Source organism: Leifsonia sp. 10N434 (genome assembly GCF_056394405.1).
In genome coordinates this window covers 92,523-118,652 of the sequence record NZ_JBFTHV010000003.1, presented here as the reverse complement: position 1 = coordinate 118,652, position 26,130 = coordinate 92,523, and the positions used below count along the sequence as shown (strand labels likewise).

Here is a 26,130-nt window from a genome sequence, read left to right as displayed (position 1 = left end):
CGCCAAGGTGATCAGTGTCAGCCGGCGACCGCGTCGCCCGACGGGAGCCGTCGCATCCAGGCGGCCCCGAGCGACGAGAGCCGAACGCCGGCATTGCGCGCGCCGATCCCGAGTCGCGTCCCGGGCACGATGAGGCCGGCGGCCAGGCGCACCATCCGCTGCTTGGACCGCACGAGCGGGCGATGCTCGGCCTCGAACCGCTCGAACGCTTGTTCGGCGTCGCTCGTCTCGGCCAGCGCGTTCGCGAGTCGCGCGGCACCGATCATCGCAAGGCTCGAGCCCTCACCGAACAGCGACACCGATGAGGCCGCGTCGCCGAGCAGCGCGATGCGTCCCCGCGACCACCGGGCGAGCTGCACCTGGCTGACGGCGTCGAAGTACAGGTCGTCCGCGTGCTGGAGTCCCTCGAGCAGTTCGGGCACGATCCAGCCGTCGCCGCGGTACGCCTCTCGGATCATCGCTGCGTGCTGGTCGGCGTCGCGATGGTCGAACCCGGGGTTCGCGGGGCTGCGGAAGATGAATGCAGCCAGTGGATGCCCACTGCCCGGATGCACGGAGGCGGAGCGCCCCGGCGTGTTGAGCATCACCACCTCCGTCGGATCGTCGAGCGGTTGCCCGAGGGGATACGTTCCGACGTACAGGCCCTGATGACGCACGAATTGCGCCTCGTCGCCGAAGGCCAGACGCCGGACGCCGGAGTGGAGGCCGTCGGCGCCGATGACGATGTCGAACCGGCGCTCCATGCCGCTGTCGAATGCGACATCGACGCCGTCGGTGTCCGCGTGCAGTGAGGCGATCGCGTCCCCGAAGACGAACTCGGCCGTCGGTCGTGCGGCGTCGAGCAGCACCCGGGCGAGGTCGGCACGCGGCACCTCGACATCGTGGCGGCCCTCCGCGCGGCGGCGGGGACGGATGTCCAGCCGGGCGATCGTGCGCCCGGCCGGCGTGATGAAGCGCAGGCTCTCGACGTGGGTCGATAGCTCCTCGAGGCGATCCATGACGCCCATCCGCTGGGCGACGTCGACGGCCGCGCCCCGCACATCCACCGGGTTGCCGCTCGAGCGGGCCGCGGCGGCGCGCTCGACGACGGTGACCGCGAAGCCGCGCCGCCCCAAGGAATGGGCGAGGGTCGCCCCGGCGATTCCTCCGCCGGAGATGAGAACGGTGCGTGCGCGCATGGTGACCTGCTTTCGTCGGGTGGTCGTGGACCGATCACCCGCTCACCATAACTGCATTGAATGCGAAAATGCAATGAATGCTGAAACGCGTTGGATGCGATATGCTCGGTCCATGACTTCGCCAGGTGTGCCGACCCTCCGAGAGCGCAAGCGCGAGCGCACCCGCGCGGCGATCGTCGCCGCCGGCACCGACCTCTTCGCCAGGGTCGGCTACGACGAAACGACCGTCGCCGATATCGCCGCGGCCGCAGACATCGGCACGCGAACGTTCTTCAGCTACTTCGCGAGCAAGGAGGAGCTGCTGTTCCCGGCGAGCGACGCTCGGGTGAGTGCTGCACTGCGGGCGATCGACGCGCGCCGGCCGGGTGACCGTCCCGTCGACGTGCTGCTGCAGTCGCTGCTCGACGTGCGTGCGAGCGACGATGACGATCTCGTGGGCGGGCTCGCCGGGTTGAGGATGAGTCTCATGCGCACGGTGCCCGCCGTTCGCGGTCGCTCGCTGCAAGTGCAGCTCGATGCCCAATGCACGATCGCCCAGCATCTGGCGCAGGCGTTCCCCGAGCTCGGCGATGTCGATGCGAACGCCATCGTCGGCGCCTTCATCGGAGCGGTCACCGGTGCGCTCGGCGTGCTGCTCGCCGGCCCGGCCGACGCACTCGACGCATCCGGGGCCGCGCTCACCCGCGACGAACTCTTCGCCCGCGTGCACGGTTCCGTGCGGCAGGCCCTCGCCCCGCGCTGACTCACCACCCCCGAACCGGGGTGAGCAAGTCTCAGTTAGGTGTTGACAGAGGCGGCGCCGTCTGGGACGCTGTGCTCGCGTGGCGGCACCAGAGGGGCGACCGCCCGCTCAGCAGAGGGAAGCGTCATGGACAAGCTGCCCATTGTGTACTGCCGCGGATACGCCGGACCGACGAGTCAGATCGACGTCACGGTGGATGATCCGTTCTACGGCTTCAACGACGGTGCGACGCACGTACGCGTCGACGGCGACGGCGATCCGATGTTCTACCAGTTCGAGGGCCCGCTGCTGCGGTTGCTCACCGAGCAGGGCTACCAGTTCCTCGTCCACGGCGACCAGAAGCGGTTCCTCGAGACCACGACGGGAGCGCTCTCGCCGCAGTCGATCTGGGTGCATCGCTTCTACGACCAGTTCGCCACGACGTTCACGCCGCAGCCGAAGCGCAACATCTTCGAGAAGATCGGCGACGCGATCACGCACCACCTCGATGACAACGGCTTCGACATCGAGCGCGCGGCGAGCGAGCTCTACGACCTGGTGCTGCATGTGATCGAGCGCACCGGCGCGCCCGCCGTCAACCTGGTCGCCCACTCGATGGGCGGGCTCGTCGCCCGCTGCATGATGCAGAAGATCTGCGAGACGCCGGATGCCGACGGCAACGCGCGTCGGCCCGCCAAGGAGATCGTCGCCAAGCTCTTCACCTACGGCACGCCGCACCGGGGCATCGTGCTGACCGCCGGCATCGCCAACTGGGCGATGGAGACGTTCGGCACCGCTGGGTCCGACATCTTCTCCCCGCCGAAGATGTACGGCTACCTGACGCCGGGGAAGACCTTCGGCGACACCCCTGATCGCGGCGAGAACTGGGACCCGGGGGTTATCCCGCCCGACGTGTTCGACGTCGACCACGTCTTCTGCCTGATCGGCACCGATCCCGCGGACTACACGCTGGCGCGCGTCGCCGTCGGCCCCAAAAGCGACGGACTGGTGCTGATCGAGAACGCCTACGTCGTCGGCGCGCACCGCGCCTACGTGTTCAAGTCGCACTCCGGCCGCTACGGCGAGGTCAACTCGGAGGAGGGGTACCAGAACCTCGCACGGTTCCTGTTCGGAAAGTGGGCCGTATCGTTGTCGTTCGCCGGCCTCCCCGCCGACACGAGCTCCCTCGGGGAGAACGTCTCGTGGCAGGCCGACATGCGGCTGGCCATCCGGGGACTGCCGATCGTGATGAGCGAGCAGCGGGCCGAGCACTGGTGCCCCATCCAGCTGAACGCCGAGATCACGAAGAAGCCGGACTCTCCCGACTCGCCCGTGCCGATCGTCGGAACGTTCCTCTTCCAGAAGGAGCCGCCCGACGCGCCCGCCTCCGACAAGGAGGTGCTCTCGCGCTACGCGCTGTCGCTGCGGGTCTACCACATCGTCTTCGACAAGGGCGGCTTCGATTTCAGCGACCACCTCGAGCAGGTCTCCGACTGGTCGGACACCCTCATCATCGACGTGGGCGATCTCGGCCAGGGGTTCGGCGGCTGGTACGCGTGGAACAGCGAGCTGCCCGGCGCCATCGATTCGATCGATCGGATGCCCAACCAATTGCAGCTCGCCCCCGCGGACGGCGGAACGTTCGCTGCCACCGTCGGCCTCCCCGAGGTCGCCAGGAGCCTGCCCGTCTTCGCGCCGAATGGGGCACTTCGGGTCACCACGCGCAACCGCGGCTGACAAGCAGGGCATGTATGCCGTCGCGGTAATGTCCGCGCGGTGCGGGAACCCCGTGCTGCATACGTGAGGGGTAGACAAACCGCTCTTGACACCCTCCCTGCGAGAGGGCCAAACTGACGAATTGTCAGGTGTCGGGGACACCTCGCATGAGCCACGCGACGGAGCCACGCGGGCAGCACACACATCGCAGAAGACTGAGCCTCGATCGAGGACCATCATGCCTGTAACGACGACGTATCCGGGCGTCTATGTCAGCGAGATTCCGAGTGGCGTCCGCACGATCACCGGAGTCGCAACCTCCATCACCGCGTTCATCGGGCGCACCCTGCGTGGCCCGACCGACGAACCGATCTCCATCAGCAGCTACGCCGACTTCGAGCGGCGCTTCGGCGGGCTCTGGGCCGAGAGCTCCCTCGGGTACGCCGTGCGCGACTTCTACCGCAACGGCGGAAGTCAGGCGGTCATCGTGCGGCTCTTCGGCGTCGCGCCGCCGCCGCCTCCCGCCGACCCGAACGCTCCGCCGGCACCGCCGCCTGTCGCACCGCACGCGTCCCTGGTCGTATCCGGCATCACCCTCGAGGCCCAGGACCCGGGCTCGTGGGGCAACCAGCTGCGCGCCCGGATCGACTGGAACGTACGGCCGGCGCCGGGAACGAGCACTCCCGATCCCGATCTGTTCAACCTCGCGGTGCGCGACGGCCAGACCGGCCAGGTCGAGCTGATCCGCAACGTCTCGGCGAAGGAGGGCCATCCGCGTCATGTGACGAAGGTGCTGCTCAACGAGTCGCGGCTGGTGCAGACCAAGGGCGCCGTGCCGACGGGCCGCCCGGGCAAGCAGGCGGAGCTCGTCACCGGTCAGACCGACATCTGGTCGGACACGAAGACCGATGGCACGAAGGTCGATCCGCCGTCGAGCATCGCCGTCGCCGCCGACGGGCCGAACAAGGGCACGGTCGACGACGGCGTCGACCTGGGGTCGGCCGACTTCATCGGTCCGAACATGCAGACGAACAAGAAGGGTCTGTACGCGCTCGAGAAGGCCGACCTGTTCAACATCCTGTGCATCCCGCCCTACCTGGACGACGATGTCGAGGCCGACCTGATCGCGGAGGCGGCCGTCTACTGCGAGCAGCGACGCTCCATGATCCTGATCGACCCGCGAACGACCTGGATCGACAAGGACACGGCCAAGAACGGGATCCCCGCACTCGGAACGCTGAGTAAGAACGCGGCGGTGTTCTTCCCCCGCCTTCGCCAGCCGGACCCGATGCGCGAGAACCAGGTGGGCGACTTCGTGCCCTGCGGTGCGGTGGCCGGGATCTTCGCGAGGACCGACACCAACCGCGGCGTCTGGAAGGCGCCGGCCGGGCTGGATGCGACCCTCGTGGGCGTGCCCGAGCTGGCGGTGCCGCTGACCGACGGCGAGATCGGGGAGCTGAACCCGCGCGGCATCAACGCCCTGCGCAGCCTTCCGGCCGCCGGGCGCGTGGTGTGGGGTGCTCGCACCCTGCAGGGCAACGACCAGCTCGCCTCGGAGTGGAAGTACATCCCGGTACGGCGCACGGCGCTCTACATCGAGGAGAGCCTCTACCGCGGCACGCAGTGGGTCGTGTTCGAACCCAACGACGAGCCGCTCTGGTCGCAGATCCGCCTGAACCTCGGCGCCTTCATGCAGAACCTGTTCCGTCAGGGGGCGTTCCAGGGCAAGACCCCGGCGGATGCGTACTTCGTCAAGTGCGACAAGGAGACCACCACCCAGAACGACATCGATCTGGGCATCGTCAACATCGTCGTCGGGTTCGCGCCGCTCAAACCCGCCGAGTTCGTGATCCTGCAGATCCAGCAGATCGCCGGACAGATCCAAGCCTAGGAGCGTCATGACTCAGTTCAGCGTGAATGCCCAGCGCTTCGACCCATACAAGAACTTCAAGTTCCGTGTGAAGTGGGACGGACGCTACGTGGCCGGCGTCAGCAAGGTGGGCGCCCTCAAACGCACCACCGAGGTCGTCAAGCACCGGGATGGCGGCGATCCGTCGTCCAGTCGCAAGTCGCCGGGTCGCACCGAGTTCGAGGCGATCTCGATCGAGCGCGGCGTCACCCACGACAAGGAGTTCGAGCAGTGGGCGAACAAGATCTGGAACTTCGGGTCCGGGCTGGGCGCCGAGACCTCGCTCAAGGACTTCCGCAAGGACATCATCGTCGAGGTCTACAACGAGGCGGGCCAGCTCGCCATCGGCTACAAGATCTTCCGATGCTGGGTGTCCGAGTTCCAGGCGCTGCCCGACCTCGATGCCAACGCGAACGCCGTCGCGATCCAGCACATCAAGCTGGAGAACGAGGGCTGGGAGCGCGACTACGACATCGTCGAACCGACCGAGCCGAGTTTCACCGAACCTGCCGGGTGATGCGCAGTGCCGGGTCGCGACGCCGCTTCCCTCGTCGGCGTGTGGGAACGGGGGATCGACCAGCCGCCGGTCCGGCGCGCACTGCTCCTCCTCGACTCCGCGACCGATCCGGCGACGGCGACACCGGATGACGACCCCGCCGCGCTGGCGATCGGAGTTCGGGACGCCCGGCTGCTTGCACTGCGAGCGGACCTGTTCGGTCCGGTGATCGAGGCCGTCGCGCGCTGCCCGGAGTGCGGGCAGGACGTCGAATTCGAGCTGTCCGGCTCCGATCTCGGGGCAGAGCCCTCCCCGGATACCGGGGCGCTGCGGGTCGAAGGCACCACCGTCACGGTGCGGCCGGTGACCAGCGCCGACATCCTGGCCGTGGCGCAGCTGCCGATCGAGGAGGCGAGCAGGGCGCTCGCCGGACGGTGCGTCGTTGACGCGCGGGCCGCCGACGGCTCGGTGGCGCGGCCGGAAACGCTGAGCGAGACGGCCGTCTCGCGGGTGTCGGAGGAGCTGGCGCGGCTGGATCCCGGGGCCAGGATCGATCTCGCGCTCGCCTGCCCGGAGTGCGGCTCCGACTGGGTCGCACCGTTCGACGTCGTCGGCTTCCTCTGGAAGGAGCTCGACTCCTGGGCGCGGCGAACGCTCGCCGACGTGCACACGCTGGCCCGCTCGTACGGGTGGGCGGAGCGCGATATCCTGGCCCTGCATCCGCAGCGGCGCCGGCACTACCTCGAGCTGGTGCGGGCATGAGCGACTTCCTCAGCTCACTGATCCGACGGGAACAGGGACTTCCGGCGGCCACCGGCGTCGGACCGCGACTTCCCGCCCTCTTCGAGGACGCGCCGCGCGAGCAGGTCATCGAGGTGCAGGAGAGCGCCGTCATCGCGGCTGCGCGGGAACCGGAGGGCGCGGCAGAGCCGGCTTCGCGAACCGCTCCCGCTCCGGTTTCCGCGCGTCCGAGAGTGCCGGACGCCCCGATCGCGACGCCCACCCCCAGCGGGCCGCCGCCGGTCGGGCTCGAACCACCTGCGGCGCGGATGACCGCTGCACCCGAGCCGTCGCGACCGCGTGCTCCCGAGCCGTACCCCTCCGAGGCCGACGCGTCGCTCCGCCGGGAGGCGCGGCATGCGCCGTCGCCCGCCGCGACGAGGTCGGACAGCGACCGTGCAGAGCCCCACCTCGTCGTCGTCGAGCACGTCACGCCGCGACCGCCCACCGCGCCCGCAGCCACGTCTCCGTCGCCGACACCCGTTGACGAGACGCGTCGGGTCGTTCCGGATGAGGTGAGTCCCCGACTCGAGGCCGTGCCCGAACGCGAGCCGGTGGTCGAGCCTGAGCCGGCCCCGGTGATCAGGGTGACGATCGGACGCGTCGAAGTCCGCGCCGTCCCGGCCGCGCCGGTCGCCGCGCCCCGGCGGGCTGCGCAGACGGACCGCGAGAACAGCCCGATGAGCCTCGACGAGTACCTGCAGCAGCGCGATGCGGGGAGGGGCCGATGAGCAACTCCCTCGCGGTGGCCGCGACGACCAACGCCATCCGGAACCTGCTGCTGACGCAGATGCCGGCCCTCGACGCCGGGCTCGCCGGGCTGGCGGTGACGACGGCCGTGCCCGCGGCCGCGCGGATGAATCAGGTGGGCCCGTCGGTCAACCTCTTCCTCTATCGCACCGCTGCCAACCCGGCCTGGCGCAATCAGGACTACCCTGCGCAGGTGCACGCGGGGGAGAGCGGCCGGCCGCCGCTCGCGCTCGACCTGCACTACCTGCTGACCTTCTTCGCCCCCGACGACGCCGACAAAGACGCGATGAGTCACCGCGTCACCGCCGCAGCGCTGAGCGTGCTCCACGATCACGCCGTGCTCGACGGCGCCGAGCTGGATGCCGCCCTCACCGGCAACGACACGTCCGCTCAGCCGGAGCGCGTGCGGCTGACGCCGGAGTCGCTCTCGGTCGCCGAGATGAGCGAGCTCTGGACGACGTTCCAGTCCGGCTATCGCCTGTCGGCCTCGTACCTCGCGACCGTGGTGCTCATCGACAGCCGTTCCCCGGTCTCGTCGCCGCTGCCCGTGCTCCGCCGGGGCAGCGAGGACCGCGGTCCCGTCGCCGTCGCCGGGGCCGCGCCGGTGCTCCGCGGCGTGCGCCCGATCGGCGGACGGCCGGCCGCGCGGCTCGGCGAGGCCGTTGCGCTCGTCGGCGACAATCTCTCACCGGACGACACCGTCATCCGGTTCACCAGCACGATGCGGCCGGCGCAGGGGGAGGACCCGCCGGTCGCGATCGAACTCGCGGCACAGCCGGGCGTCGTGCCCGACGAGCTCAGCGTGACACTGCCCGATCAGGCGACCGTGGCGACGGCGCTCGGCGACTGGGTGCCGGGCTTCTATGCGGTGACCGTCGTGGTGCGCCATCCTGACCAGCCGGCGCTCGTCGACCAGCGCGGCTCGGGCGTCGGGGTGGCGCCGACGATCACCGTGAACCCGGATGCCGCCGCCGGCAGCGTCGCCGTCGGTTCCACGCTCACCGTCACGGCGGAGCCGCGCGTGCGCGACAGCCAATCGGCAGTGCTCCTCTTCGGCTCCCGTCAGCTTCCACCGCTCACGCGCGCGAACCCCGCAGCGGGGGATCCGGCGATCGACACGACGCCCACCACATTCACGTTCGAGGTGCCGGCGGTTCCTCCCGGAACCTACGTGGCGCGCCTGCGCATCGACGGCGTCGACAGCGTGCCGTGGCTGGCGGGCGACGCCGACGCCATGCCGTCCTTCGATCCGCAGCAGCAGGTGGTGGTCGCGTGAGCGAGCGCAGCGACTGGCTCGACGCCAACAACGCCTTCCTCACCTCGGCCCTCGCCGAGTTGCGGTCGCGTCTGTCGGCGCTCGCCGAGGAGCACCATCGCAACGACCGTGTCGTGCCCGCCATGCCCGCCGCGCCGATGCCGGAGCCGCACGCACGCCGCGGGTTCGGCGGCCGGCGTCACTCCGACGACGCGAACGCGGCTCCCGCCGTGCTCCGACTCGAGCCGGCCGAGCCCCCGCCGACGGCGCAGCCCACGATTTCACCCGCGGCTGCCGATCCGGATGCGCATGGCTCCGGCGACGAATCCGGTGCGCCCGCCGACAGCGCGTCGACACCCGCGGTCGTCCCCGATCAGCCCGCCCTTCTCACCCTCGCCGACCGCCTCGGGCTCACCGACTTCGAGCGCGACGTCGTGCTGCTCTGCGCTGCGGTGGAGTTCGACACCGGCCTCGGCGGCCTGATGGCCGACGCGCTCGAGCCGCAGCACCGCTATCCCACGTTCGCTCTCGCGCTGGCCGCCCTGCCGGATCCCAGCTGGGACGCGCTCTCGCCCGACGGCCCGCTGCGCTACTGGGGTCTCATCCACGTCGATCCCGGCGGGCCGATCATCTCGAGCCGGCTCACCGTCGATGAGCGCATCCTCCACTACCTCAAGGGCCTCACCTACCTCGACGATGACCTCGCCGGCCTGTTGTCGCCGCTGCCGGCCGCGTCCGCCGACCTCCTGCCGCCTTCGCAGAGCGCGATCGTGGAGAGCATCCTGGAGGCCTTGCGGCTCCGGCAGGGGACCGCCGTTCCCGTCATCCAGCTGCTCGGCGCCGGGGAGGAGGGCAAGAGGGCCGTCGCGCAGGCGGTGAGCGCACGCTTCGGTGCGCCGCTGCTCGCGCTCGCGGCCGACGGATTCCCCGTCGACGACGCCCGCGCGGAGACCCTGACCCGGCTGATCCGGCGGGAGACAGCGCTGAATCCCTTCGCTCTCTTCATCGACGTGCGGGATGTCGAGCGCACCGCCCCGCAGGTCCCGCCGCTCGGCCGCTGGCTCGGTCGTACCGATCAGCTCGTCTTCCTCGACGCCGCCGACCCCTGGCCGGCCATCGACGGCGCGGTCGCCGATGTCGGCAAGCCGACGCCCGCAGAGCAGCACGCGGCGTGGTCGGAGCAGCTCCCGCCGGCGGTGGCCAATGCTGCCGACCGCCTCACCGGGCAGTTCGATTTCGAGCTGCCGACCATCCATCGGATCGCGGCGCAGGCGACCGCGCGCGCCGCCGCATCCGGTGACGGCGGAGCCCCCGCGTCGGATGCTGTCGAGCAGCTCTGGCAGGACTGCCTGCTCCAGGCGCGGCCGGTGATGGACCAGCTGGCACAGCGGATCACGCCGCTCGGTCAGTGGAACGACATCCAGCTCCCCGCCGACGAGCTGGAGCTCCTTCACGAGATCGCCGCGCAGGTGGAGCAGCGCAGCACCGTGTACGACGGCTACGGCTTTCGTGACAAGCTCAACCGCGGGCTCGGCATCAGCGTGCTGTTCGCCGGTCAGAGCGGCACCGGCAAGACCCTCGCCGCAGAGGTGCTCGCGAACGAACTCGGACTGCTGCTCTACCGCATCGACCTGTCGGCGGTCGTGAGCAAGTACATCGGTGAGACCGAGAAGAACCTGCGGCGCCTCTTCGATGCGGCCGACGGCGGCGGGGCGATCCTCTTCTTCGACGAGGCCGACGCCCTGTTCGGCAAGCGCAGCGAGGTGAAAGACAGTCACGACCGCTACGCCAACATCGAGGTGAACTACCTGCTGCAGCGGATGGAGACGTACCGCGGGCTGGCGATCCTGGCGACCAACCTCAAGAGCGCGCTCGACACGGCCTTCGTGCGGCGACTGCGCTTCATCGTCGACTTCCCGTTCCCCGGTGTCTCCGAACGCAGGAAGATCTGGGAGAACGTCTTCCCCCACGGGCTCTCCGTCGACCGTCTCGACTTCGACCGGCTCGCCGGTCTGGATCTCACCGGCGGCAGCATCAGCAACGTCGCGCTGAACAGCGCGTTCCGTGCTGCGCACGCGGGCGGCGACGTCGACATGCCCACGGTCCTCGCCTCGGCCAGGGTCGAGTTCCGCAAGCTCGACCGGCCCATCGCCGAGTCGGAGTTCTCCTGGACAGCACCGGAAGGAAAGAGCGCATGACCGGAGCCGGAGACGTCGAACTGCACATCGACACCCTGTCGATCGAAGGGATGCCGCTGAGTCGCGGCCAGCGTGCGCAGCTGCAGGAGGCCGTCGAACTCGAGGTGACCCGACTGCTCGGGTTGCAGCGCGCGGCGATGACCGCAGCGCGGACGTCCTCGGGTCCGCAGGCTACGCTCACGCGACGCATCGAGGCGGCCCCGACCACGGCGTCGGCCGATCCGCGGGCTTTCGGGGTCGGCATCGCCGCCTCCGTCGTCGAGGCGGTGACACGATGAGCACCCAGGAACACGCGCCCCTGGAGCGGGCCCCGCTCGATCACCGGCCCGCGTCGCTGACCCCGAGGCAGGAACAGCTCGTCGCCCGCCGCGCCCCACAGCGCCTCGAATCGGCCGGGAGACCGCTCGACGCCGGGATGCTCGACGAGGTCGGCCGCACCACCGGCTCGTCCGCGACGGGCCACGACTTCAGCGCCATCCGTCTCCACTCCGATCGCGCCGCGAACGAGACCGCCGCCATGCTCGGCGCCAACGCAGCGACCATCGGATCCGACGTGCTGTTCGCCCCCGGACGGCTGCAGCCGGGCACGCCATCCGGCCGCGCGCTGATCGCGCACGAAGCGCGGCACGTGCTGGAGGCTCCGCGTGTCGCGGCTCCGCGCATCCAGCTCGACGTGATCTCCGACGTTCGCGACAAGCTCTCCTACGGTCTGCTCGACTGGGCGGTCACCGACTCGGACGCGCTGGAGGCGCTGGCTCTGCTGAGCTCCCTGACCGACGCGCAGCTGACGGCGGGGGCGGCCAAGCTGGAGCAGAAGTACATCGACCGGCTGATCGACAACCTTCCGGATGCGGCCAAGGCCGGAGCGGGCTACCAGAGGGTGATCACCGCGTTCGGGGGCGCCAAGGCCGCTCCGCAGGCGAAGGACCTGCTCAGCTACGGCCTGTTCGACTGGGCGGTCACGGACAACGACGTGACGAAGGTGTACCAGACCTTCGTCGCCCTCTCCGGCGTCGAGCAGGAGAAGTTCCTCACCGAGCTGAACACGTCCGGCCACCTCGCGCGGCTCGTCTCCAACTCCACCGCGGCACATCACACGCTCTACCTGCGCCCGTGGGTGGCCCAACTCCCCTCGGGAAAACTCACCCCCGAGCAGCGACGGATCCTGCGTGTCGTGGTGCAGGAGACCGGCAGCGACGCGATCGCGACGATGATCCTCGCGGCGCAGCAGCGGTTCGGCCTCACGGTCGGCCAGAGCACCGCCGCCGGCCTCACTCCTACGAACTGGACGGCCGGAAAACTGCGGGAGACCTACCTGGCGCTCGATCTGCTGCCGGAGGCGCACGTCGCCGGCAACGTCAACTTCACCGCCTTGAACGCGTTCACCCAGGCGACGAAGCCCGACGGGACGACGCTGCTCGGCCAGTACAACCCGGGCTCCAAGCAGCTCTCGATCAACGTAGCGGTCGGCGACGACGTGACCGAGACGGCGCTGCACGAGACCGGGCACTCCGTCGACAGGACGATCGGCTGGACGACGGGTCCGGAGCCGGCACTCCCCAAGCGCGGCGGCTGGACGCAGTACAAGGCGAACTTCTCGACGGCGGCCGACGACATGATCGCCGACTCGGCGGGCGCGGTCGCCGGGCTCGCCGCACCGCAGATCACGGCGGTGCGCACCGAGATCGTGACGGCCATGACCAATCGTTCCGCCGTGGGGATGGTCGGTCGCGTGCAGGCCCTGCCCTGGTTCGCGCCCCTTCCCCAGGCGACCAAGGACGCCGTCGTCGCCGACAAGGTCTTCCCGGCGGTGACCGTCGGGCTCAAGGACCCGTGGTTCATGACCGACGGCGGCGGACAGAAGCTGGGGACGGCTCCCGTGCACATCTACGAGGAGTCCTACCCGTCGAGCTGGAACCGCTACGAGTTCCAGGCACGCGACCGCATCCTGACGCCGTACCAGTTCCGCGATCCCGCCGAATGGTTCGCGGAGGCGTACGCCCTCTACTACCTGCCGGATGTGCGCGGAAAGGGCCGCAAGCTGCAGGACAAGGATCCCGACACCAAGACGTACTTCGACGCCTCGGTCGATCCGACGGTGGCGACGCGATGATGGCCAGGGCGGAGCGGTCCGCCGCCGAGAACCGCATCCGGGCGGCGGTCGCCGACCGGTCGGCGGAGCTGGGCGTGCCGGTGCGTTCGACCGACGTCGTCGTCGACCTGGCGGAGGACGACGTCGCCCCCGGCCTTCGGCTGTTCCGGGCGAGTTGGAGCGGTGGTCGTTCCGAACGGAGCCTGGCGGGCGTGCTGGACGACGATGACCGGCCCGACACGCATCCCGGGCATGCCCTCGGCACGGTACTCCGGCGCTGGGTTGAGACCGCTGGGCACCTCCCCGCGGCATCCGACGTCGCCGCCGCCGCCGCGTTCCTGCTCGATTCCGATGGGCGGCACCGTGTGCTGCTGACGGACGAGGACACGGCGGACGTGCCCGGAGGGGTGCTCCCCGAACTGGTCGAACTGCCGCACCGCCTCGGCGTCTCGTTCTGGTGGACCGACGGTTACAGCGCTTCGCGGCTGACCGCTGAGCTCGACGAGGCCGACCGGCTCTCGGTGAATGAGTCGACGCCGGGGACGGACGGGAGGCCGACGCCATGACCGCGCCGAACACTCCGAACCTGGTGCACGGCGGCCTAGTGCTCATCGACCCGGCGACGTCGGCCGTGCAGCGCGTCATCGCGTTGCAGTACAACCCGAACACCCTGACGCGGTCGCTCCAGGTGCACGGAGCGGGCAAGGACACCGCCGACCGCTCCGAGGTGCTGCGCCTGACCGGGCCGCCGACCGAGACGATCAAGCTCGAGGCGGAGCTCGACGCGGTCGACCAGCTCGAGTTCGCGCCGAACGGGGCGAGCAGGGTCGGCATCTTCCCCCAGCTCGCGGCGTTGGAGACGCTCATCTATCCGACGAGCGCACAGCTCAGCGCGAACCATGCCCGCGAGCAGGCAGGCACGCTCGAGATCCTCCCGATGGAGACACCGCTGGCGCTTTTCGTCTGGAGCGCGCAGCGCATCGTCCCGGTGCGAGTCACGGAGTTCTCCGTGACCGAGGAGGCGTTCGACGCCTCGCTCAACCCGATTCAGGCGAAGGTCAGCCTCGGCCTCCGCGTGCTCACGATCGACGATGCGGGATTCACGCACCGTGCCGGGAGCCTCTTCATGACCTATCTGCAGCAGAAGGAACGGCTCGCCGCGACCAACCCGCCGGCCGGACTCGACGCCCTCGGAATCACGGGGATCCCCTGATGAGCACTCCGTTCCCACCCACCAGCCGCTATGCCCTCACCGAGACCGCGGTGTACAGCGGACCGAACGGCGAGGAGATCCGCTACCTGCGCCGCCGCTTCCTGCCGCAGCCCGAGTCGCTCGCCGAGCTCGGGTCGCACAGCACCGTCGAAGGCGACCGCCTCGACCTCATCGCGGCCGCGACGATCGGCGACGCCGAGCAGGCCTGGCAGCTCGCCGACGCGAACCGGGCGATGATGCCGCCCGATCTGGTGCTGCCGGTCGGCCGGCGGCTGCGGATCACCCTGCCGGCCGGCATCCCGGGGGTGCCAGGTGCTTGACGGGGTGCGTCTGTCGCTGATGGTCGGGCCGGCGGTGCCGGTGCCGGTGCCGCAGTCGGTCATCGACGCCCTGACCAGCGTCGAGATCACGTCGAACGACACCAAGGCGTCCGGCTTCTCCCTCACCTTCACGATGAGCAGCAGGTCCGTGCTGCCCACGCTGTTCCTGATCGCCGGCGGCAGCCCCATCCCGATCGTGCGCGTTGTGCTCGCGGCCACCCTCAACGGCACGCCGACCGTGCTGATGGACGGCATGGTCACCAAGACCCAGGTGCAGCCCGGTTCGGACGCCGGCCACTCCGTGCTCGTCGTGACGGGGGAGGACCTGACGGTCGTGATGGACAAGATCGACTTCACCGGCCTGCCGTATCCGGCCATGCCCGCCGAGGCCGCCGTCGCGCTGATCCTGGCCAAGTACCTCGTGCTCGGCGTCATCCCGATGATCATCCCGAGCATCCTGCTCGACGTGCCGATCCCCATCCGCAAGATCCCCGTGCAGAAGGGGACGGACCTGGCGTACCTCACGGCGCTCGCCGACCGGGTCGGCTACGTGTTCTACGTCGACCCCGGCCCCGCGCCGGGCACCAGCATCGCCTACTGGGGCCCGAAGGTGAAGGTGGGCGTGCCGCAGCCGGCGCTCAACCTCGACATGGACGCGTACTCGAACGCCGGACCGATCACGTTCGCCTTCAACAGCAACGAGCGTTCCCTTCCGCAGGTGATGATCCAGAACGAGGAGACCAAGGTGCCGATCCCGATCATCCTGCCCGACATCGGGCCGCTCAACCCACCGCTCGGGCTGCTGCAGCCGATCCCGTCCCGGCTCACGAAGGCCAAGGACACGGCCAAGTTCACGCCGACGCAGGCGATCCTGATCGGGCTGGCCGAGGCCAGCAAGTCCGCCGACACGGTCACCGGCACCGGCGGCCTCGACGTCGCACGCTACGGCCGCATTCTGCGCAGCCGTGCTCTGGTGGGGGTGCGCGGCGCCGGGCTGGCGTTCGACGGCCTGTACTACGTCGCCGAGGTGAAGCACCAGATCAAGCGCGGGGAGTACAAGCAGAGCTTCACGCTCACACGCAACGGCCTGATCTCCACGGTTCCGGTGGTGCCGTCATGACGGGCGAGACGTACTACGGCAAGTACCGGGGGACGGTCGCACAGAACGTGGACCCGATGCAGCTCGGCCGCATCCAGGTCATCGTGCCGGATGTCGGCGGCCTCGTGCCTGGCACCTGGGCGATGCCCTGCGTGCCGTTCGCCGGCAAGGCGAGCGGTGTGTACGTGGTGCCGCAGCTCGGCGCCGGCGTGTGGGTCGAGTTCGAGCAGGGCGACCCGGACTACCCGATCTGGGTGGGCGGCTTCTGGGGCACGGCGGCCGAGGTGCCGACGCTCGCCCTGGCGGGCAACCCCGTCAGCCCGAGCATCATCCTGCAGTCGGGCCTGCAGAACGGCATCACCATCAGCGACGTGCCCGGACCCACGGGCGGCATCCTCATCAAGAGCACCACGAACGCGATGATCCTCGTCAACGACGTCGGGATCACCATCAGCAACGGCAAGGGCGCCACCATCGTGATGACCGGTCCGACGGTCACCATCAACAACGGCGCGCTCGTCATCACCTGACCGAAGCAACGAACGGAGAAACGGATGCCCGGCTTCCTGGTACACGTGTCGGCGACCGTGCTGTGCCCCCACGCCGGGCAGGCGACCCCGGCCGTGCCGAACCCGCGCGTGACGGTGAGCGGTCAGCCGACGGTGCTGCTGACCTCGCCGTGGATGATCGCCGGATGCGTGCTGCCGCCGCCGACCGCCGGCAACGGCCCGTGCGTCACCGCGCAGGTCCTCAGCGGCTCGACGCGCGTGCTGTCGAACGGTTCGCCCCTGGTCGTCACGAGCAGCCAGGCGGTGTGCGCCCCCACCGGCACACCGCTCATGGTGGTCGCGACGCAGACGAGAGCGACGGCGGTGTGATCGTGCAGCTCGACTACCCGTTCCACTTCGACGCCACCGGCCGCACCGCGGGCACGGACGCCGGCGACCACATCCGTGACCTGGTCGAGCAGTTCCTCTTCACCGCGCCGGGCGAGCGCGTCAACCTGCCCGATTTCGGCAGCGGGCTCATGCACCTGGTGTTCGCGCCCAACAGCCCCGAGCTCGCGGCCACCCTGCAGTTCACCGTGCAGGCCGGGCTGCAGCGCTGGCTCGGCGACGTGATCGAGGTGTCCGACCTGCAGGTGACGAGCGACGACGCCACCCTGCGGGTCGACCTGTCGTACGTCGTGCGGCTCACCGGTGAGACGCGATCGGACGTGTTCGTGCGGGAGGTGTCCGCATGAACGACTGCTGGGACTGCGGCGACGGGGAGACCGGCCGCTGGAACGGCGTCGACGACGTCGAGGTCTACGACGGGGGCACGCGGCTCTGCGTGCATTTCATCGGCGAGGTCCCTGCGCTCGCCGACGCCGAGCATCCGGATGGTCTGACGCCGCAGGAGGTGCAGATCAGCGGGGGCGTGCGCATCCGGGACATCCGGGTGCTGCGGCTCGAGACGCCGATGCCGGAGGAAGGCGAGGAGCCGTGTCTGGAGGTGTTCGTCGACCGCTGCGGCGACTTCTCCGAGTACGAGTTGTGCCTGCGCAAGCGGCGGCCGGTCGCGGCGCGGGACGACGGCGCGACGGAGTGGGGGCCGTATCCAGGGTTCGATCCGCGTTACGGCTGCGATCGCTTCGGCTTCCGGCTCGACTGCGAGCCCGATGTCGACTGCGCGACGTGCGGCTGCGGCTCCGGATGCCCGTGCCAGAGGGCCGGCGGATGCGACGGCTCGTGCGGCTGCTCAGCGGCCGTGGTCGAGGTGGGGACGCCTCCCGTCGACTACCTCGCCAAGGACTACGAGTCGTTCCGGCGGCTGATGTTCGACCGGCTGGCGCAGACGCTGCCCGAGTGGACGGAACGGCACGAGGCCGACCTCGGCGTCGTGATGGTCGAGCTGATGGCGTACGCCGCGGACGACCTCAGCTACTACGAGGACGCCGTCGCGACCGAGGCGTACCTCGGCACGGCCCGGCGCAGGGTGTCGGTCAAACGGCACGCGCGACTGGTCGGCTACGACCTGCACGAGGGCGTGAATGCGCGAACCTGGGTCTCGGTGGAGACCGCGGACGATGTCGGTCCGCTCGATGCTGCCGAGCTGGCGTTCGTCACCGACGTTCCCCGACTGCGGCTGCAGCACGGAGCCGTGCTCGGCGCGGACGACCTGCGCGCGCAGCCGACGGCCTCGTACGAGCAGTTCGAGATCGTGGCCGGTGCGCTCGCCTCCGGCCCCACGGTGCGGTTCCGCGGCGCGAACAGTTCCATCGAGATCTTCACGTGGGAGGGCAAGGAGTGCTCGTTGCCCGTCGGCGCGACCCGCGCGACACTCGTCGACAGCGCCCCGCCCGATGGCATCGGGCTCGCGCCGGGTGACGTGGTGATCTTCGAGGAGATCGTCAGCCCGCTGACCGGAGCCCCGGCCGACGCCGACCCTCGCCACCGGCATGCGGTGCGCCTGACACGTGTGACGCGTCCGTACGACGACCAGGCCCTCGTCGAAGTGGAGTGGGCGCGCGAAGACGCCCTTCCGTTCGTGCTCTGCCTCACTGCCGAGCTGCCCGCTCCCGACTGCCGCTGCATCACGGGCCTGGCGGTCGTGCGCGGGAACGTGCTGCCGGTCGACCACGGACGCACGACGGACGACCCGCCGTGGGATCCCATCGGCATCACGGAGACGGTCGCCGACTGCGGGTGCGTCGGCAGCATCCCGGAGGTGATCGACGTCGCCGAGGCCATCAGCCCGGCGCTCGCCGGAAGCCCGCTCACGTTCAGCTCGGGCGCCGGGGTCGGGCCGGCGTCCGAGTTCGCCGCCCAGGATCCGCGCGGGGCGCTCCCCGCCGTCGCCGTCACCCTCCGGCCGGCCGACGGTTCACCGGATGCGCCGACACTGTGGACGCCGCGCCGTCACCTGCTCGACAGCGACGACAGCGATCGGGGCTTCGTCGTGGAGATCGACGACGACAGCGTCGCCCGGCTGCGCTTCGGCGACGGGATCCTCGGCGCGAGGCCGGCGGCCGGATGGCGCGGGTCGGCGCGCTACCGCCTGGGGAACGGGCCGGGCGGGAACGTCGGGGCGGAGAGCATCCGGCACCTGGTGATGCTGTCGGGATCGCTCACCGGCACGGCGCTGACCGTGCGCAACCCGTTGCCCGCCACGGGCGGGGTCGCGCCCGAGCCGGTCGAGGAAGCGCGACTGCTCGCCCCGTACGCGTTCCGCGCCGAGCGACGGCGGGCCGTGACGGCAGCCGACTACGCCGAACTGGCCGGCCGCCATCCCGGTGTGCAGCGCGCGGCCGCCGAGCTCAGCTGGACCGGCAGCTGGTACGAGGCCAGAGTCGGCATCGATCCAGCGGGCACCGAGACGGCCGACCCGTCGCTGCTCAGCGAGATCGCCGTGTACCTCGAGCGTTACCGCCGGATGGGTCACGACCTCGCCGTCGTTCCGGCGCGCTCGGTGCCGCTCGACATCGAGCTCAGCGTCTGCGTCGAACCGCACCACCTCCGCGGGGATGTGCGCGAACGGCTGATCGAGGTCTTCGGGCCGCACGGCTCCTTCGACCCGGATCGCCTGACCTTCGGGATGCCGGTGCGCGTCTCGCGTCTCCTCTCCGATGCACAGGCCATCCCCGGCGTCGAGAGTGTGGTGGTCACCCGGCTGCAGCGTCTGTTCGAACCGCCGGCCGGCGAGATCGATGCCGGGCTGCTGCCGATCGGCCCCATGGAGATCGCCCGGCTCGACGCCGACCCGAGCCTGCCGGAGAACGGCCGGATCGCCTTCACGATCGGAGGCGGACGATGACCGCCAACCGCCCCGGCCTCAGCAGCATCGCCTACCGCGCCGGCACCCGCGACACCGTCTTCTCGGCGATGACGGCCCGGCTCTCGAGCGCCGACCACGCAGCCACGGCGGCCCTGACCACCCGGCAACCGGATGACGCGACCATCGCGCTGCTCGACGCGTGGGCGACCACCGAAGACGTGCTCACCTTCTACCAGGAGCGGATCGCGAACGAGTGCTACCTGCGCACGGCCACGGAGCGGCGCTCGGTCGTCGAGCTGGCGCGCCTCGTCGGCTACCGGGTGCGCCCCGGCGTCGCGGCGAGCGTCCACCTCGCGTACCAGCTCGACGCCGGCTCGCCGCCCGTCGTCATCCCGGCCGGCGCCCGTTCGAACAGCGTTCCCGAGCCCGGCGAGACGCAGCAGGCCTTCGAGACCTCGGACGAACTGGAGGCGCGGCCCGAGTGGAACGATCTCGCCGCGCGCGTCACCCGTGCCCAGACGCCGCAGTCGGTGCTGTCGGACGGACTCTATCTCGCGGGCACGGCGACGCGCCTCGCCCCCAGCGACGCGCTCCTGCTCGACCTGGGGGACGGCCTCCCGCTGCGTCACGCGCGGGTCGCCGCCGTAGAGGTGCAGGCGGAGCACGACCGCACGCTCGTCACGCTCGCCGACTGGAACGGCGGCACGTTCTCCGATCCGGCTGTTCCCCCCGAGGTGCAGGCCGTGCCCGCATCGCTTCGGCGGAGAGGTGCGGCCGGCGGCCAGAAGGGCGACGGCTTCCTCGACCTGCTCGACGACCTGCGGCAGCCGCCGTCGATCCCGCCGGCCAGCAGCCGCGCGCTCGGACGGAGCGTCGACGCGGTGTTCGGGCGGGGCCAGGACATCTATCCTGCGCTTCTCACTTCCCTGCAGCCGCGGTTCGGTGCCGTGCTCTACGCGGCGTTGCGGCAGCGTCGCGTTTCGAGGCCGACGCCGCTGGCCGTGTACGCGCTCCGTTGGAAGGTCTCGCTGTTCGGGCACAACGCCCCGCGCGAGGTCCGGTTCTCCGGCGGTGCGGTGCTGCCGTCCGTCGAGTGGGTCCTGGCCGCCGACGAGCAGGACGACCGCCTCTTTCTTGACACGACCGACGACGCCGTGCTGCGCGACCGCACCATCGTCATCGAGCGTCCGCTCGACGGCGACCTGGCGAAGATGGAGGCGCTGGTCGCCGACGTCGCGCGGGAATCCGGGCTCTCCCGCAGCGCCTACGGGCTGACGGGTGCGCAGACGATGGTGGAGGTGCGCGAGCCGTGGTGGCATCCGGAGACCGGAGGGGAGCGCGTCTCCGAAGTGCCGCCTGCCGCGGGCAAGTACTTCATGGAGTCGCTGCGTGCCACGACGGTGTATTGCCGGCAGGAGGAGCTCCCTCTCGCCGAGGCGCCGATCGCGGCCGACGTGCGCGATTCCGAACTCGAGCTCGGCGCGCTCTACGACGGGCTGGTCTCCGGCCGGTGGGTCATCGTCGAGGGCGAGCGCACCGACGTCTCCGGCACCGCGGGCGTGCACGCGGCCGAACTGGCGATGATCGCCGGTGTGCGGCAGGGGACCGCGACGATGAGACTGCTCCAGCAGGACGGGACGACCGTGCAGGTGGATCGCCCGGGCGAGGCCACGCACACCTTCCTCACCCTGGCGAAACCGCTGGCCTACCGCTACCGGCGCGACTCCGTCACCATCCACGGCAACGTCGTGCCGGCGACGAACGGAGAGAGCCGGCAGGAGGTGCTGGGATCGGGCGTCGCCGGACGCACGCTGCAGACGTTCGCGCTGCGGCAGCCGCCGCTCACGCATGTCTCGGCGCCGACACCAGCGGGGGAGCAGAGCACCCTCGTGGTGCGCGTCGACGAGGTGCAGTGGCACGAGGCGGACTCGCTCTCGGCCCTCGGAGCCGGTGAGCGCGGATACCTGACGGCCACGGACGACACCGGGGTGACCCGCGTGACCTTCGGCACCGGCGACCGCGGCGCGCGCCTGCCGAGCGGGCAGGAGAACGTGCGCGCCGCGTACCGGTCGGGCATGGGGAAGGCGGGAAATGTGCTCTCCGGGCAGATCAGCCAGCTCGCCACGCGGCCGCTCGGCGTGAAGGGGGTGGTGAACCCCATCCGGTCGTCGGGAGGCGCCGACCCCGAAGGCCTCGAGTCTGCCCGTGAGAACGTGCCGATCGCCTTGATGGCGTTCGATCGGCTGGTCTCCGTCGAGGACTACGCCGACTTCTCGCGGCGGTTCGCCGGGATCGGCGCTGCATCGGCCGCGCGCCTCAGCAACGGGCGCCAGCGCATCCTGCAGGTCACGATCGCCGGCGCCGACGACGCCCCGATCGAGCCCACCTCCGACCTGTTCCGCGACCTGTCGGCGGCTCTGCACGACTTCGGCGATCCGCACCTCGCCGTGCGGGTGGCCGTGCGCGAGCTGCTCGCGATGGTGATCTCGGCCAACGTGAAGGTGCTTCCCGACTACGACTGGGAGCTCGTCGAACCCCACGTGCGCGCTGCGCTGCTCGAGGCCTTCAGCTTCGAGCGGTCGCGCCTCGGCGAGAGCGTCGCGTCGAGCAGGGTGGTGCAGGTGATCGCCGGTGTGCCCGGTGTCGACTGGGTCGACCTGGACACCCTCTCCAGCTGGAGCGAGCAGCAGATCGCCGACGCCCTGGCGGCGCCACCGCCGCCGGGCCCGGCTGCTGCGCCGACGGCATCACCGTCGCCGCCCGCGCGCCCTCCCCGCCGCCTCACCGTGCTGGGGGACCGCGCCTACGACGGCCTGCTCCTCCCCGCCCAGCTCGCCATGCTGCTGCCGACCGTCGCCGACACGCTCATCCTCACGGAGGTGACATCATGACCCGCGACGCCGACGACCTTTACGACCACCTGCCGGTGATCTACCGGATGCGCGACGAAGAGCTCGGCGGCCCCCTGAAGGCCGTGCTCGAGATCATCGGCGAGCAGGCCGTGCTGCTCGAACGCGACCTCGACCAGCTCTACGACGACCTCTTCATCGAGACCGCAGCCGACTGGGTCGTGCCGTACCTCGGTGATCTGGTCGGCTACGTGCCGGTGAGCGAGGCCGGTGCACCCGGCGACCCGAACACGCCCGCCGGGCGCGACCTGAACCGCGTGCTGGTGCCCAGGAGGGACGTCGCCGCCACGCTCGACCATCGCAGCCGCAAGGGGACCGCCGCGCTGCTCGAGATCTTGAGCGACGAGATCGCCGACTGGCCGGCACGCATCGTCGAGTTCTTCACCCTGCTCGGCTGGACGCAGCAGCTCGACCACCAGCATCCGACCCGGGGCGGCACGCTGGACCTGCGGAACGGCGACGCCCTCGATCTCCTCGACGGTCCCTTCGACTCGGCCGCGCACACCGTAGAGGTGCGCAGGCCACTGTCGCATCACTCACGCGGACGGTACGACATCCCGTCGCTCGGGCTGTTCGTCGCCCGGCTGAAGGACTACTCCGTGACATCGGCGCCCGCCTGCTGCATCGAGCGCGAGGGCAACCAGTGCTACACCTTCAGCGTGCTCGGCAACGACGCACCGCTGTTCACCCGAGCCGAGCGGTCGGCCGACGACGCCGCGGTCGCCGGCCCGCTGAATCTGCCACTGCCCATCCGGCTGCGCGCCTTCTCGGAGCAGGTGACGCGGCGGCCGCACCGGGTGCGGGCATCCGGGCTCTACTACGGCGACGGCCGGTCGCTGACGATCTCGGTGCAGCGCGGACGCGCGCGTGCTCTCGTGCCCATCGCGGCCGAGAACGTCATCCCCGCCGACCTCCGCGACTGGCACGCGTACGAGGCGCCGCGCGGGAGCGTGCTCGTCGATCCCGTGCGCGGCCGGATGGTCTTCCCGCTCGGGCAGACGCCCCGTGCCGTCGACGTCACCTACCACTACGGCTTCAGCGCCAGCATGGGCGGAGGCGAGTACCACCGCCCGCTGCTCGGCCCGCGCGACGCCCGGATGTTCCGGGTGCGGCAGGTCGCGCCGGCGGACGGCGAGTTCGCGAACATCGGTGATGCCTACCGCGCCTGGACGACCCTGCGCGATGCGCCCGTCGCCGAGGGAGAGGTCGCGCCGCGCGCCGCCGTGATCGAGGTGATGGACAGCCGCGCGTACGAGGAGCGGCTCGCCTTCGACCTGATCGCGGGCGAGAGCCTGCAGCTGCGTGCGGCGGATCGGTGCCGTCCCACTCTGCGTCTGCTCGACTACCGGGTCAACCAGCCGGACCCGTTCCGCGTGAGCGGGGAGGCCGGCAGCCGGTTCGTGCTCGACGGCATGCTCGTGGCCGGGCGCGGCATCGCCATCGCGGCGCCCGATCCGGGGGAGGGCGAGGCGGAAGGCGATGCGGCCGCAGACGCCGCCGCTGCCTCCGCAGACTCCGCTGCCGCGGTCGCCGTCGAGACGCTCCGGCGTGCCGCCGATCTGTGCGACGTGCGCATCCGGCACTGCACGCTCGTGCCCGGCTGGGACATCGGCTCGGAATGCGAGCCCGAGCGACCGGACGAGCCCAGCATCACCATCAGTGGCAGCGGTGCCTCGCTGGTCGTCGAGCACAGCATCGTCGGGTCGATCTGGGTCGACGACGGCGAGCGCCGGGGACGCCCGAACCGCATCTGCCTCTCCGACAGCATCCTCGACTCCTGCGACGACCGCGGGCTGGCGCTCTGCGACCCCGAGGAGCGGATGGCGAACGCGGAACTGACCGTGCTGCGGACCACCGTGATCGGCCGCACCCTGGTGCACGCGGTCGGCCTCGCGGAGAACAGCGTCTTCACCGGAGCTCTGGTGGTGGCACGACGGCAACGCGGATGCGTGCGCTTCTGCCACCTGCCGCCCGGCTCGCGCACGCCGCGACGCTTCCACTGCGTTCCCGATCGCACCGCGCTCGAAGCACTGCCGACCTCGGAACGGCCGGGCGAGATCCTCCGGCTGGCTCCGGAGTTCTCGAGCGTGCGCTACGGGACGCCCGCGTACCTGCAGCTCGGCGACGGCTGCGCCGACGAGATCGTGCGCGGCGCCGACGACGAGTCGGAACTGGGCGCGTTCCACGATCTGTACCAGCCGCAACGGCGCGCGAACCTCCGGTTCCGCCTCGACGAATACACCGCCGCCGGTTACGAGACCGGCATCATCGACATGAAGCAGGGGTAGGGCCATGAAGGGCGATTTCACGCGCGACACGTTCGTCGCCACGAAGCACTACACCGGTGTGCTGCTGCAGCAGGGTCGCGTGCAGCTCGACGCGGACTGGAACGAGCAGTCGTCCATCGCGCGATACCGGATGCGGCAGCTCGCCGCCGACGTGATCGGCCGGCACGGAGGCCCGGCCGGGGCGCTCGGCTTCGGTCTCACCGATGACGAGTCGGTCATCGACACGCTCGCCGACCGGTACGGGCGCCCACTCGAGGCGGCGCGGGCCGACGCGCTCCGGGAGAGACTGCGCAACTCCGACTTCCTCATCGGCACCGGTCGTTACTACGTGGATGGTCTGATGTGCGAGAACGACGAAGCGCTCAGCTACGGCCAGCAGGCCGGGTACCCGTTCGACGCCGACACCGATCTGTTCTCGCTGCGCCGGGTCTCGAAGTTCCTCGTCTACCTCGATGTCTGGGAGCGGCACGTGACGATGCTCGACGACGACGGCATCCGTGAGGTGGCGCTCGACGGGCCGGACACGGCCACGCGGTCGCAGCTGGTGTGGCAGGTGAAGGTGCTGCGGCCGCGTGACGGGCAGAAGCAGGTCGACGACTCCGACCTGGATGCGTTCGCCGCGCGCGCCTGGTCGGGGCTGCGCGCACGTGCGAAGGTGCCGCCGGACACGACGGAGGACTGCACGATCGATCCGGAGGCGGCCTACCGTGGCGCGGAGAACCAGCTGTACCGGGTCGAGATCCACCGCGGCGGCCCAGGCCGGCCCGACGACCCGGCGGCGGCCGACGGGGCGACGTTCGTGTGGTCGCGCGAGAACGGTTCGGTGACCTTCGACGTCGTCACGCTCGAGGAGAGTCCGGCCGACAAGACCATCAGCGTCGCGCTGGCATCGCTCGGCCGTGACGATTCGCTGGGCCTGGCGGTGGGCGACTGGGTGGAGATCGTCGACGAGCCGACGGTGCTGCGGCAGCTCGGCGGTCAGCTGCGGCGCGTCAACGCCATCCTGCCCGACGAGCTGACCGTCGTGCTCGACGGGGTGCTCGACGTCGACCTCGACCTCTCGGGCCCGGTGATCCTGCGCCGATGGGATCACGGGGGCGACGTCGCCGCCGACAACGCGCTGCCGGTGATCGAGTCCGATCTCACGGCGCCGCGCTGGCTGCGGCTCGAAGACGGGGTGGAGGTGCTCTTCGAGGCGGAGAGCATCCCCGGGCTGGCGAACGAGTACCGGGTGGGCGACTACTGGCTGATCCCCGCCCGGGTGGCCACCGGCGACGTCGAATGGCCGCAGGAGGAACCGGCCGGCGCGCAGCCGGTGCCGGCGGCACTGCCTCCGCGCGGCGTGCAGCACGTCTACGCGCCCCTGGCCCAAGCCAGCATGACCGCGGCCGGCGCCCTCACGATCGGCACGGACTTCCGCAAGACCTTCGCCGGCATCGCCGTCTGACCG

General features: G+C 70.6%; 22 protein-coding genes. 21 read left to right on the top strand and 1 reads right to left on the bottom strand.

The features are described from left to right. Window positions 1-17 precede the first annotated feature (17 nt). Window positions 18-1,178, bottom strand: a complete 1,161-nt coding sequence (locus tag AC1DB1_RS09825; protein WP_477200635.1) for an FAD-dependent monooxygenase — start codon at window positions 1,176-1,178, stop codon at window positions 18-20. Window positions 1,179-1,290: 112 nt separating this feature from the next. On the opposite strand from AC1DB1_RS09825, the gene AC1DB1_RS09820 reads away from it, so the two are divergent. The 21 genes from AC1DB1_RS09820 to AC1DB1_RS09720 all read left to right on the top strand — a co-directional run bounded on the left by AC1DB1_RS09820 (window position 1,291) and on the right by AC1DB1_RS09720 (window position 26,127). Then, a complete protein-coding gene (locus tag AC1DB1_RS09820; protein ID WP_477200634.1) occupies window positions 1,291-1,920 on the top strand; it encodes a TetR/AcrR family transcriptional regulator in 630 nt (209 codons plus the stop codon). 126 nt (window positions 1,921-2,046) lie between these two features. Further along, the gene (locus tag AC1DB1_RS09815) at window positions 2,047-3,636 is read left to right on the top strand and encodes an esterase/lipase family protein (protein ID WP_271177837.1); all 1,590 of its coding nucleotides are present in this window, start codon (window positions 2,047-2,049) and stop codon (window positions 3,634-3,636) included. 217 nt (window positions 3,637-3,853) lie between these two features. After that, entirely contained in the window at window positions 3,854-5,506 is a 1,653-nt protein-coding gene (locus tag AC1DB1_RS09810; protein WP_477200633.1) for a phage tail sheath family protein, read from the top strand. Between the two features lie 7 nt (window positions 5,507-5,513). Continuing rightward, window positions 5,514-6,041 (top strand): phage tail protein, encoded by a 528-nt coding sequence (locus AC1DB1_RS09805; protein WP_477200632.1) that lies wholly within the window; start codon window positions 5,514-5,516, stop codon window positions 6,039-6,041. A gap of 6 nt (window positions 6,042-6,047) precedes the next feature. Further along, complete coding sequence (locus AC1DB1_RS09800; protein WP_477200631.1) at window positions 6,048-6,782, top strand: T4 family baseplate hub assembly chaperone; 735 nt, start codon at window positions 6,048-6,050, stop codon at window positions 6,780-6,782. Further along, the gene (locus AC1DB1_RS09795) at window positions 6,779-7,531 is read left to right on the top strand and encodes a hypothetical protein (protein WP_477200630.1); all 753 of its coding nucleotides are present in this window, start codon (window positions 6,779-6,781) and stop codon (window positions 7,529-7,531) included. The genes AC1DB1_RS09800 and AC1DB1_RS09795 overlap by 4 nt, the downstream gene beginning before the upstream one ends. Beyond that, window positions 7,528-8,826, top strand: coding sequence for a Pvc16 family protein (locus AC1DB1_RS09790; RefSeq protein ID WP_477200629.1), 1,299 nt, complete (start codon window positions 7,528-7,530; stop codon window positions 8,824-8,826). Before AC1DB1_RS09795 ends, AC1DB1_RS09790 begins: the two co-directional genes overlap by 4 nt. Beyond that, window positions 8,823-11,003, top strand: coding sequence for an ATP-binding protein (locus tag AC1DB1_RS09785; RefSeq protein ID WP_477200628.1), 2,181 nt, complete (start codon window positions 8,823-8,825; stop codon window positions 11,001-11,003). The genes AC1DB1_RS09790 and AC1DB1_RS09785 overlap by 4 nt, the downstream gene beginning before the upstream one ends. Continuing rightward, the gene (locus AC1DB1_RS09780) at window positions 11,000-11,281 is read left to right on the top strand and encodes a hypothetical protein (RefSeq protein ID WP_477200627.1); all 282 of its coding nucleotides are present in this window, start codon (window positions 11,000-11,002) and stop codon (window positions 11,279-11,281) included. Before AC1DB1_RS09785 ends, AC1DB1_RS09780 begins: the two co-directional genes overlap by 4 nt. Beyond that, window positions 11,278-13,116 carry an eCIS core domain-containing protein gene (locus AC1DB1_RS09775; protein WP_477200626.1) on the top strand — a complete coding sequence of 613 codons (1,839 nt, stop codon included), beginning with the start codon at window positions 11,278-11,280 and terminating at the stop codon, window positions 13,114-13,116. The genes AC1DB1_RS09780 and AC1DB1_RS09775 overlap by 4 nt, the downstream gene beginning before the upstream one ends. Continuing rightward, window positions 13,113-13,661 carry a hypothetical protein gene (locus AC1DB1_RS09770; protein ID WP_271177846.1) on the top strand — a complete coding sequence of 183 codons (549 nt, stop codon included), beginning with the start codon at window positions 13,113-13,115 and terminating at the stop codon, window positions 13,659-13,661. Before AC1DB1_RS09775 ends, AC1DB1_RS09770 begins: the two co-directional genes overlap by 4 nt. Next, window positions 13,658-14,308, top strand: coding sequence for a hypothetical protein (locus tag AC1DB1_RS09765; protein ID WP_477200625.1), 651 nt, complete (start codon window positions 13,658-13,660; stop codon window positions 14,306-14,308). Before AC1DB1_RS09770 ends, AC1DB1_RS09765 begins: the two co-directional genes overlap by 4 nt. After that, window positions 14,308-14,628, top strand: a complete 321-nt coding sequence (locus AC1DB1_RS09760) for a hypothetical protein (RefSeq protein ID WP_477200624.1) — start codon at window positions 14,308-14,310, stop codon at window positions 14,626-14,628. Before AC1DB1_RS09765 ends, AC1DB1_RS09760 begins: the two co-directional genes overlap by 1 nt. Continuing rightward, window positions 14,621-15,748: a hypothetical protein gene (locus AC1DB1_RS09755; RefSeq protein ID WP_271177849.1), complete on the top strand. Its 1,128-nt coding sequence runs from the start codon at window positions 14,621-14,623 to the stop codon at window positions 15,746-15,748. Before AC1DB1_RS09760 ends, AC1DB1_RS09755 begins: the two co-directional genes overlap by 8 nt. Beyond that, window positions 15,745-16,257, top strand: coding sequence for a phage baseplate assembly protein V (locus AC1DB1_RS09750; RefSeq protein WP_477200623.1), 513 nt, complete (start codon window positions 15,745-15,747; stop codon window positions 16,255-16,257). Before AC1DB1_RS09755 ends, AC1DB1_RS09750 begins: the two co-directional genes overlap by 4 nt. A 24-nt stretch (window positions 16,258-16,281) precedes the next feature. Next, window positions 16,282-16,605, top strand: coding sequence for a hypothetical protein (locus AC1DB1_RS09745; RefSeq protein ID WP_477200622.1), 324 nt, complete (start codon window positions 16,282-16,284; stop codon window positions 16,603-16,605). Beyond that, window positions 16,602-16,970, top strand: coding sequence for a GPW/gp25 family protein (locus tag AC1DB1_RS09740; RefSeq protein ID WP_477200621.1), 369 nt, complete (start codon window positions 16,602-16,604; stop codon window positions 16,968-16,970). Before AC1DB1_RS09745 ends, AC1DB1_RS09740 begins: the two co-directional genes overlap by 4 nt. After that, entirely contained in the window at window positions 16,967-19,522 is a 2,556-nt protein-coding gene (locus AC1DB1_RS09735) for a putative baseplate assembly protein (RefSeq protein WP_477200620.1), read from the top strand. Before AC1DB1_RS09740 ends, AC1DB1_RS09735 begins: the two co-directional genes overlap by 4 nt. After that, window positions 19,519-22,374 (top strand): putative baseplate assembly protein, encoded by a 2,856-nt coding sequence (locus AC1DB1_RS09730; protein WP_477200619.1) that lies wholly within the window; start codon window positions 19,519-19,521, stop codon window positions 22,372-22,374. Before AC1DB1_RS09735 ends, AC1DB1_RS09730 begins: the two co-directional genes overlap by 4 nt. After that, window positions 22,371-24,680 carry a hypothetical protein gene (locus AC1DB1_RS09725; protein ID WP_477200618.1) on the top strand — a complete coding sequence of 770 codons (2,310 nt, stop codon included), beginning with the start codon at window positions 22,371-22,373 and terminating at the stop codon, window positions 24,678-24,680. The genes AC1DB1_RS09730 and AC1DB1_RS09725 overlap by 4 nt, the downstream gene beginning before the upstream one ends. 4 nt (window positions 24,681-24,684) lie before the next feature. Beyond that, complete coding sequence (locus AC1DB1_RS09720; RefSeq protein WP_477200617.1) at window positions 24,685-26,127, top strand: DUF6519 domain-containing protein; 1,443 nt, start codon at window positions 24,685-24,687, stop codon at window positions 26,125-26,127. Window positions 26,128-26,130: the final 3 nt, after the last annotated feature.